The following is an 8,723-nucleotide window of genomic DNA, read 5'->3' as shown; positions in this document are numbered from 1 at the left end:
CTGCGGGTCTCGCCGACCTTGGCGTCGATCAGCGCGCCGCCCAGCGGCGAGTTCGGCGAGTACACCTCGAGCTTGCCGTCGTTGACGCCCTCCTGGCGGGTGGCGATCAGGAACGTCTCGGTGTCGGACTTGTCGCCGTTGTAGTAGACCTTCACGACCGAGCCGGGCAGGGCGACGCCGGACTGCTTGGGCGCCTCGCCGACCTTCGCGTTGCTCAGCAGGTCCTGCAGCTGGCGGATACGGGCCTCCTGCTGGCCCTGCTCCTCACGCGCCGCGTGGTACCCGCCGTTCTCGCGCAGGTCGCCCTCCTCGCGGCGGTCGTTGATTTCGGCTGCGATGACCGGACGGTTGGCGATCAGCTGATCGAGCTCGGCCTTGAGTCGGTCATGTGACTCCTGGGTCAACCAGGTCACCTGAGTATCCGTCATCTCGTCGCGCTCCTCGTGTTGTCGCTTCCGCGCCGTCGCGTAAGCCTTCGTGTGCTGCCGCCGGCGGGCGCCTCGGGAACCCCCGGTTGCTGCCGCGTCGCCCCGCCCACGGCCATTAATGCAGCAATACACGGTCCCAGCAGGAACCGTGCATTCATCCATGTTACCACCGCGGAAACATCTGGTGACCCACAAATTCGCAGTTCGCGGTCAGGACGGTCGCAGATAGTCGGGGACGTCGGTGCCGCAGCCGTAGATGTCGGCCATCATCGGCGGCCGGTAGGAGTCCACGGTTGTCGTGACCTGCACCGTGGCCTGGTCGGATGGCGGGACCAGCACCTCTCGTCGACCGGTCTCGCTGCCGTCCCGGGCGCGAACCCGCACGATGCAGTCCACGGGCCGCGACGGGTCCGAGCGCGTCACGCTGATCGTCACCGAGGCCGTCTCGTCGTCGATGACCTGGTAGCCGGCCAGCGAACCCGAGACGTCGCTGGTGCCGAGCCGTTGATAGCCGATGACGGCGACCACGACACCGGCCGCGACCGCGAGGACGGCCAGCGCGATGGCCAGGCCCCGCCGCGACATCCGCGACAGTCGAGGACGCCCGTAGCGGCCCTCGGGGCGAGGAATAAAAGTCTCGCTCATGCGTGATTCATATCTGGATGGCGATCGGGCAACCCCGGCCTAGGGGATGCCGACGATCGAGAACTGCAATTATATGGTCGAACGGGCCGGCCGGCGGAGCGACGAGGGAGCGTGTGAGCGAACTGCGGTTGATGGCGGTGCATGCCCACCCCGACGACGAATCCAGCAAGGGTGCGGCCACACTGGCCAAGTATGCCGACAAGGGGCATCGCGTGCTGGTGGTGACGTTGACCGGCGGGGAACGCGGCGACATCCTCAACCCGGCGATGGACCTGCCCGACGTGCGCGGGCGATTGCCGGAGGTCCGCCGCGACGAGATGGCGAAGGCGGCCGAGATCCTGGGCGTGGAGCACGCCTGGCTGGGTTTCGTCGACTCCGGGTTGCCCCAGGGCGAACCGCCGCCGCCGCTGCCCGAGGGCTGCTTCGCGCTGGCGCCGCTGGAGGAGTCGGTCGAGGCGCTGGTGCGCCTGGTTCGCGAGTTCCGGCCGCACGTGATCACCACCTACGACGAGAACGGCGGCTACCCCCATCCCGACCACATCCGCTGCCACCAGGTCTCGGTCGGCGCCTTCGAGGCCGCGGGCGACTACCGGCGCTTCCCGGAGGCCGGCGACCCGTGGACGGTGTCCAAGCTCTACTACATCCACGGGTTCCTGCGGGCGCGCATGCAGTTGCTGCACGACGAGGCCCTCAAGCACGGCCGCGACGCCCCGTTCAAGAAGTGGCTCGAGCACTGGGATCCCGAGCATGACCCGTTCGAGTCGCGGGTGACGACGCGTGTGGAGTGCTCGGCTTATTTCGGCCGGCGCGACGACGCACTGCGGGCGCACGCCACGCAGATCGACCCCAACCACGACTTCTTCGCCGCTCCCATCGCATGGCAGGAGCGGCTGTGGCCGACCGAGGAGTTCGAGTTGGCCCGCTCCCGGGTGCCGGTCCGCCTGCCCGAGGACGACTTGTTCGCCGGAATCGAGGTCGACGGGTGAATCATGTTCTTCTCGCGGCCCATGTCGCGGTTTGGGCCGACGGTGCGCCGCGCAACCATGGGCCCGACTTCGGCAAGGCCAGCCCGCTGGGGCTGCTGGTGATCGTGCTGCTGCTGATTGCCACGCTGTTTCTGCTGCGGTCGATGAACCGGCAACTGAAGAAGGTGCCCGAATCGTTCGACCCCGAGCACCCGGCCCCCGACCAGGCCGCGGACGAGGGCACCGACACCGTCGACCCGGCCGCGGACGAGGGGGGCGACGTCGACGGCGCGACGCGGCCACCAGGATCCGGTGATGAGCCCCGCTGACCTGGCCCGGACGAACACGCTGGGGCTGGCGGCCAGCCCGTACCTGCGCCAGCACGCCGACAATCCCGTGCACTGGCAGCAGTGGACGCCGGAGGCGCTGGCGGCCGCGGCGGCGCGCGACGTGCCGATCCTGCTGTCCGTCGGCTACGCCGCCTGCCACTGGTGTCACGTCATGGCCCACGAGTCGTTCGCGGACGACGAGGTGGCCGCCGCGATGAACGCGGGGTTCGTCTGCGTCAAGGTCGACCGCGAGGAGCGGCCGGACATCGACGCGGTCTACATGAACGCCACCGTCGCGCTCACCGGTCAGGGGGGCTGGCCGATGACATGCTTTCTGACCCCCGACGGCCGGCCCTTCTTCTGCGGCACGTACTACACGAAAGACGATTTTCTGAAGATCCTCACGGCCGTCACGGAGACCTGGCGGGACCGCCGCGACGACGTCGAGGAGGCGTCTGACCGCATCGCCGGGGAGCTGCGGACGATGACGGCCACGTTCTGGGAGCAAGCAAGCGGGAGTTCGGCGTTGGTCCCGGCGGTGTGCGACCACGCCGTCGCGGCACTGCTGGCCGGCGAGGACAAGGTCAACGGCGGCTTCGGCGATGCACCCAAGTTCCCGTCGGCTGCCGTGCTCGAGGCGTTGTTGCGCAACTACGAGCGCACCCGTTCGCCGGCCGCCCTGGAGGCGGTCGAACGCGCCGGCAACGCGATGGCCCGCGGCGGAATCTACGACCAGCTCGCCGGTGGCTTCGCCCGGTACAGCGTCGACAACGCCTGGGTGGTCCCGCATTTCGAGAAGATGCTCTACGACAACGCGCTGCTGCTGCGCGCCTACGCGCACTGGGCCCGCCGCACCGGGGATCCGCTGGCCCGCCGCATCGCCGCCGAGACGGCGCGCTTCCTGCTCGTCGAGCTGTCCGACGCCGACATGTTCGTCTCGTCGCTGGACGCCGACGCCGACGGCCGCGAGGGTTCGACCTACGTCTGGACGCGCAAGCAGCTGAGCGAGGTGCTCGGTGACGACGAAGGCCGCTGGGCGGCGCAGATTTTCGCGGTGACACGGTCCGGCACGTTCGAGGACCGGGCCTCGGTGCTGCAGCTGCGCGAAGACCCCGACGATCCGCAACGCTTGGAACGGGTGCGGTCCGCGCTGCTGGCCGCCCGCCGCACCCGGGCCCAGCCGGGCCGCGACGACAAGGTCGTCACCTGCTGGAACGGGCTGGCGATCGCCGCGCTGGCCGAGGCCAGCGTGGCTCTGGACGAACCCGAGTTGGCCCGCGCCGCGGCGCGCTGTGCGGCCGCGCTGCTGGACCTGCATATCGTCGGCGGCCGGCTGCGGCGGACCAGCCTGGGCGGGGTGGTCGGCGACAGCGCCGCCACCCTGGACGATCACGCGATGCTGGCCGCCGGCCTGCTGGCGCTGTATCAGCTGACCGCCCAGGAGGACTGGCTGACGGCGGCGGCCGGGCTGCTGGACACCGCGCTGGAGCGCTTCGCCGACCCGGACCGGCCCGGCCGCTGGTTCGACACGGCCGACGATGCCGAGGAGCTGATGTTGCGGCCCGCCGACCCGCTGGACGGCGCGACGCCGTCGGGCGCGTCGTCGGTCACCGAGGCGCTGCTGACTGCGGCGCACCTGGTCGACGGGCCCCGCGCCGAACGGTACCTGCAGGCGGCCTCCGCCGCGCTCGACGCCCATTCGGTGCTGCTGGCGCAGGCGCCGCGCTCGGCCGGCAACTGGGTGTCGGTCGCCGAGCTGGCGGTTCGCGGGCCGCTGCAGGTCGCTGTCGCCTGCGACCCGGCACGCTCGGAGCTGCTCGCCGAGGCGCGCCGCCTGGCGCCCGGCGGGGCGATTGTCGTCGGGGGCGCGCCCGACTCGTCGGCGCTGCTCGCCGGCCGCGCCAGGGTCGGCGACGCCGACGCTGCCTACGTGTGCCGGGGCCGGGTGTGCGACCTCCCGGTGACCCGGGCCGCGGAGCTGGCCGCGGCCCTGGGTGTCCCCCGGCGCTAGCGCGGCCGTTACCCTGCGTCTCATGCCGCACGCCGACGATCGCACCCCAGCGATCACCGCAACCGTCAACCGTTACATCGCGCTGGTCGCCGGGGGCAGCGCGGACGAGTTGGTCGAGCTCTACGCCGACGATGCCACGGTCGAGGACCCGGTCGGCGGTGAGGTGCACATCGGCCGCCAGGCGATCCACGGCTTCTACTCCGCGCTCGAGGGTGCGCAGCGCGAGTGCGAACTGGTGTCGCTGCGGGTGGCCGGCAACGAGGCGGCTTTCCAGTTCCGGCTGACCGTGAACGCGGGCGGTCAGCGGATGCTGATCGAGCCGATCGACGTCATGGCCTTCGACGAGCGCGGCAAGGTCACCACGATGAAGGCGTACTGGTCGGCCACCGACGTGACCCAGCTCTGAAGCTCCGGCGCGATCAGGCCGGGTGGCCGACGTAGAAGACCGCCAGCCACATGGCGATGTAGTGCAGTACCGCCGCGAGCACGGTGAACGTGTGGAACACCTCGTGATAGCCGAACGTGCGCGGCCACGGGTCGGGCCAGCGCAGTGCGTAGAACACGCCGCCGACGCTGTAGAACACTCCGCCGACGGCCAGCAGCACCATCGCCGCCACCCCGGCGGTGTGGATGATCGTCGGGGCGTACCACACCGCCACCCAGCCCAGCAGAAGATACAGCGGCACGCCCACCCAGCGGGGCGCCGTCGGCCAGAACACCTTCAGCACGATCCCCGCCGCCGCGCCGCCCCACACGATCCACAGCACCGTCACCCCGGTGCTCTGCGGCATGGCCAGGCGCGCGAACGGAGTGTAGCTGCCGGCGATGAACAAGAAGATCGTCGAATGGTCCAGCCGCTTCATCCACTGCCGGGCGGCCACCGATTTCCACTGGACGCGGTGGTAGGTGGCGCTGACGGCGAACATCGCCACGGTGGCCGCGGCGTAGATGAGCGTCGAATGCCCGGCGCGGGGCGAGGCGAGCGCCCACGACACCGACACCAGGGTCGTCCCGCACACCACCGCCAGCCACGCCGAGTAGAAGTGGATCCAGCCGCGCATCCGCGGCTTCGTCAGGATCCGGGCGGCGTCTTCGACGAGCTCTTCGACCGGGTTCTCCGGGGCGGATGACTCTGATCGGGGTTCCGAATCGGCCCCCGAATCGGCGGGTGTGCTGGTCTGCCTGCTCATGTCTCCTGTTGCCTTGCACGTCGGGCTCGCACGTCGAAAAACATGCCACGAGCGCTGGCCTTCCACACTAGCCGCGGAGGGTCGTCGCTGCGATGACGCCCGCGCGGTGTCATCCGCCGCAATCACGGCGGGAATCGGGCCGCCCGACAGTAGGGTGGGTCTTCGTGGAGATCATCCCGCCCCGGCTCAAGGAGCCGCTCTACAAGGTCTACGAGCTGCGGCTGCGGCAGGGCCTGGCCGCGTCCAAAGCCGAACTGCCGCGCCACATCGCGGTCCTGTGCGACGGCAACCGGCGTTGGGCGCGCGACGCGGGTTACGACGACGTCAGCTACGGCTACCGGATGGGCGCCGCCAAGATCGCCGAGATGCTGCGCTGGTGTCAGGAGGCCGGCATCGAGATGACCACCGTCTACCTGCTGTCCACCGAGAACCTGCAACGCGATCCCACCGAGCTGGCCGGGCTGATCGAGATCATCACCGATGTCGTCGAGGAGATCTGCGCCCCGGCCAACCGCTGGAGCGTGCGCACCGTCGGGGACCTCGAGCTGCTCGGCGAGGAACCGGCCCGGCGGCTGCGCGGCGCGGTGAAGTCGACACCGGCCGTGGCGTCCTTCCACGTCAACGTCGCGGTCGGCTACGGCGGCCGCCGCGAGATCGTCGACGCGGTGCGGGCGTTGCTGGGCAAGGAACTCGCCAACGGCGCGACGGCCGAGGAACTCGTCGAGGCGGTGACCGTGGACGCCATCTCCGAGAACCTCTACACCTCCGGGCAACCCGACCCCGACCTGGTGATCCGCACGTCCGGCGAACAACGCCTGTCCGGGTTCCTGCTGTGGCAGAGCGCGTACTCGGAGATGTGGTTCACCGAGGCGCACTGGCCCGCGTTCCGCCGGGTGGACTTCCTGCGCGCGTTGCGCGCCTACAGCGAGCGGCACCGCAGGTACGGCAAGTAGCGAGGGTTATCGGCGGGTCCCCGGCGTGCCAGACCTGCGCGGGCGCGTCGATGCCGGTTCGCCGACCGCGGCCCCGCGTTGACGAACCCGGTGCACCCGCGCCGCGGCAGTTACTCTCGCAGCCGGGGCATCGGTTACCGAAAGGGCACTGGAATGGCTATGTCGACGATTCCGCCCGCGAAGGTCGTCCGGGCGATCGAACGCGCCAGGCATCACCTCGGCCGGCTGTACCGCCGGACGCTTCCCGCTCCGGCGGTCTTGCTGGAAATGCTGATGGACGCGTGGGTGGCGCAGGCGATCACGGCGGCGGCCGATCTCGGCATCGCCGACGCGCTGGCGAGCGGCCCGCTCGCGGCCGGGGACCTGGCGAAGGCGGTCGGCGCGGACACCGACGCACTCACCCGGCTCATGCGCGCCCTGATCTCGCGCGGGATATTTCGCCAGCGCCGTGACGGCCGCTACGACCTGACCCCGCTGGCTCAGCCGCTGCGTCGCGACGCCGAGATCTCGCTGGCCGCGTGGGCCCGCTGGGCGGGCTCGCCCCAGCTGCGCGAGCGCTGGAGCCATCTCAGCGACGGCATCCGCGCGGGCCGATGCGTCGCCGCCGAGATGGCCGACCAGAACATGTTCGACTACCTGGCCGGCCAGCCGGAACTGAACGATATCTTCAACCAGGCCATGACCAACGTCTCCGAACTCTCGATCGCCCCGCTCATGGCGGCCTACGACTTCGGGAGCTTCGGTGCCCGCGCCACCATCGTCGACGTCGGGGGTGGGCACGGCCGGCTGCTTTCGGCCATCCTGGCCGCCACCCCGCAGGCGCGCGGCGTCCTGTTCGACATGCCGCAGGTGGTGGCGGGGGCGCCGGAGGAACTGCGCAGACACCGCGTCGCCGACCGCGTCGAGATCGCCGAGGGTTCGTTCTTCGACGACGTGATTCCGCCCGGCGGCGACATCTACGTCCTGAAGAACGTGATCCACGACTGGCTCGACGACGACGCCGAGCGCATCCTGCGCAACGTGCGCTCGGCGTGCGCGACCGGCAAGCACGTGCTGCTCATCGAGCTGGTGATCCCGGCGCACGACCGCGACTCCCCCGGCAAATGGCTGGACCTGGACATGTTCGTCAGCGCCGCCGCCCGCGAACGCACCGCGGAGGAATACCGCCGGCTCCTGCAGCGCGCCGGCTTCCGGCTGACGCGGGTGGTCGAGACGGCCTCGCCGTTCAGCGTCATCGAGGCCGAGGCGGTGTAGGCGGGGTCGGTGGCAGTGGTTGGCAGTGCCGCGCGTCGACGTGGCAGTGCTCCGCGGCGACGCTGAGACGTGTTCGACCCATCCGCCATCGCAAGGAGTGATCGCATGACCTCGGTATCCGGTGCGTCCGGTCTCGGCGCCCCTCATCTCTACGACTCGACCGACTCGCTGCTGCGTTTCGCCATGCGCGCCGACGCGACGGTGACCGGGCTGTGCGGGCTCGCCGTCGCCTTCGCCGCCGACCCGCTGTCGTCGCTGACCGGCCTGCCGTCGGGCGTGGAATACGGCCTCGGCGCCGCTTTCGTGCTTTACGGGCTGGTGGTGTTCAGCCTCGCGGCGGTGCCCCGTCCGCGCCGCGCCGGGGCCAGTGTCGTCGTCGCGAACGTCGCTTGCACGCTGGCCGCGGTGCTGGCCGCCGACCTGGTGCCCATGACCGGCCTCGGGGTTGCGGCGATGCTGGGCAGCGCCGTGTACACGACGGCGTTCGCCGCGCTGCAGTATCTGGGGGTGCGCCGCCTGGCGGCCTGAGCGCCCGACGCGTGGCTGCGGGGTCCGGGCGGGCCCCGCAGCTACAGCTTGCGCAGGCGCAGCCGGTTGATGGAGTGGTTGGCGTCCTTGCGCAGCACCAGGGTCGCGCGCGGCCGGGTGGGCAGGATGTTCTCGACCAGGTTGGGCCGGTTGATCGAGCGCCAGATCTCGCGCGCGGCGGCGACGGCCTTGGTGTCGCTGAGGGGCGCGTAGTGGTGGAAGTGCGATTCGGGGTCGGCGAACGCCGTGCTGCGCATGGCCAGGAACCGCGAGATGTACCACTGCTCGATGTCCTCGATGCGGGCGTCCACGTACAGCGAGAAGTCGAACAGGTCCGAGACCATCAGGGTCGGGCCGGTCTGCAGGACGTTGAGGCCCTCCAGGATCAGGATGTCGGGGTGGCGGACGACCTGCTTGGCC

11 protein-coding genes are annotated in these 8,723 nt (G+C 70.5%); 7 read left to right on the top strand and 4 right to left on the bottom strand.

Annotated elements, in window-relative coordinates; translation table 11 throughout:
• On the bottom strand, nucleotides 1-428 hold a 428-nt coding region (gene greA / locus AC2VOR_RS11245), incomplete at its 3' end, for a transcription elongation factor GreA (protein ID WP_486963799.1).
• A 210-nt stretch (nucleotides 429-638) separates the two neighbouring features.
• Nucleotides 639-1,073 (bottom strand): DUF4307 domain-containing protein, encoded by a 435-nt coding sequence (locus AC2VOR_RS11240; protein WP_407685612.1) that lies wholly within the window; start codon nucleotides 1,071-1,073, stop codon nucleotides 639-641.
• Nucleotides 1,074-1,186: 113 nt separating this feature from the next.
• On the opposite strand from AC2VOR_RS11240, the gene mca reads away from it, so the two are divergent.
• Genes mca through AC2VOR_RS11220 form a run of 4 tightly spaced genes read left to right on the top strand, consistent with a single transcriptional unit; the run spans nucleotide 1,187 to nucleotide 4,784 of the window.
• Nucleotides 1,187-2,059, top strand: a complete 873-nt coding sequence (gene mca, locus AC2VOR_RS11235) for a mycothiol conjugate amidase Mca (RefSeq protein ID WP_369737340.1) — start codon at nucleotides 1,187-1,189, stop codon at nucleotides 2,057-2,059.
• The gene (locus AC2VOR_RS11230; protein WP_369737342.1) at nucleotides 2,056-2,367 is read left to right on the top strand and encodes a hypothetical protein; all 312 of its coding nucleotides are present in this window, start codon (nucleotides 2,056-2,058) and stop codon (nucleotides 2,365-2,367) included. Before mca ends, AC2VOR_RS11230 begins: the two co-directional genes overlap by 4 nt.
• The gene (locus AC2VOR_RS11225; RefSeq protein ID WP_369737343.1) at nucleotides 2,354-4,378 is read left to right on the top strand and encodes a thioredoxin domain-containing protein; all 2,025 of its coding nucleotides are present in this window, start codon (nucleotides 2,354-2,356) and stop codon (nucleotides 4,376-4,378) included. The genes AC2VOR_RS11230 and AC2VOR_RS11225 overlap by 14 nt, the downstream gene beginning before the upstream one ends.
• A gap of 22 nt (nucleotides 4,379-4,400) precedes the next feature.
• The gene (locus tag AC2VOR_RS11220) at nucleotides 4,401-4,784 is read left to right on the top strand and encodes a nuclear transport factor 2 family protein (RefSeq protein ID WP_369737344.1); all 384 of its coding nucleotides are present in this window, start codon (nucleotides 4,401-4,403) and stop codon (nucleotides 4,782-4,784) included.
• Between the two features lie 13 nt (nucleotides 4,785-4,797).
• On the opposite strand, the gene trhA is transcribed toward AC2VOR_RS11220, so the two are convergent.
• Nucleotides 4,798-5,568, bottom strand: coding sequence for a PAQR family membrane homeostasis protein TrhA (gene trhA / locus AC2VOR_RS11215; protein WP_369737345.1), 771 nt, complete (start codon nucleotides 5,566-5,568; stop codon nucleotides 4,798-4,800).
• Between the two features lie 164 nt (nucleotides 5,569-5,732).
• Between trhA and AC2VOR_RS11210 the strand changes: the two genes are divergently transcribed.
• The 3 genes from AC2VOR_RS11210 to AC2VOR_RS11200 all read left to right on the top strand — a co-directional run bounded on the left by AC2VOR_RS11210 (nucleotide 5,733) and on the right by AC2VOR_RS11200 (nucleotide 8,303).
• The gene (locus tag AC2VOR_RS11210) at nucleotides 5,733-6,521 is read left to right on the top strand and encodes a (2Z,6E)-farnesyl diphosphate synthase (RefSeq protein WP_407685610.1); all 789 of its coding nucleotides are present in this window, start codon (nucleotides 5,733-5,735) and stop codon (nucleotides 6,519-6,521) included.
• Nucleotides 6,522-6,674: 153 nt separating this feature from the next.
• Nucleotides 6,675-7,775 (top strand): methyltransferase, encoded by a 1,101-nt coding sequence (locus AC2VOR_RS11205; RefSeq protein ID WP_369737347.1) that lies wholly within the window; start codon nucleotides 6,675-6,677, stop codon nucleotides 7,773-7,775.
• Nucleotides 7,776-7,880: 105 nt separating this feature from the next.
• Nucleotides 7,881-8,303, top strand: coding sequence for a hypothetical protein (locus AC2VOR_RS11200; protein WP_369737348.1), 423 nt, complete (start codon nucleotides 7,881-7,883; stop codon nucleotides 8,301-8,303).
• 41 nt (nucleotides 8,304-8,344) lie between these two features.
• On the opposite strand, the gene AC2VOR_RS11195 is transcribed toward AC2VOR_RS11200, so the two are convergent.
• Nucleotides 8,345-8,723, bottom strand: a 379-nt coding sequence (locus AC2VOR_RS11195; RefSeq protein ID WP_486963798.1) for a type I pantothenate kinase, incomplete at its 5' end; no start/stop codon positions are given.

Source organism: Mycobacterium sp. TH-M103 (assembly GCF_057473785.1).
This window is presented reverse-complemented; position numbering and strand designations above follow the sequence as displayed.

Bases quoted from the DNA above. Each gene is read 5' to 3' on its own strand.
- AC2VOR_RS11240 (WP_407685612.1), bottom strand. From the start codon at position 1,073: ATGAGCGAGACTTTTATTCCTCGCCCCGAGGGCCGCTACGGGCGTCCT.
- AC2VOR_RS11225 (WP_369737343.1), top strand. From the start codon at position 2,354: ATGAGCCCCGCTGACCTGGCCCGGACGAACACGCTGGGGCTGGCGGCC.
- AC2VOR_RS11220 (WP_369737344.1), top strand. From the start codon at position 4,401: ATGCCGCACGCCGACGATCGCACCCCAGCGATCACCGCAACCGTCAAC.
- trhA (WP_369737345.1), bottom strand. From the start codon at position 5,568: ATGAGCAGGCAGACCAGCACACCCGCCGATTCGGGGGCCGATTCGGAA.
- AC2VOR_RS11205 (WP_369737347.1), top strand. From the start codon at position 6,675: ATGGCTATGTCGACGATTCCGCCCGCGAAGGTCGTCCGGGCGATCGAA.
- AC2VOR_RS11200 (WP_369737348.1), top strand. From the start codon at position 7,881: ATGACCTCGGTATCCGGTGCGTCCGGTCTCGGCGCCCCTCATCTCTAC.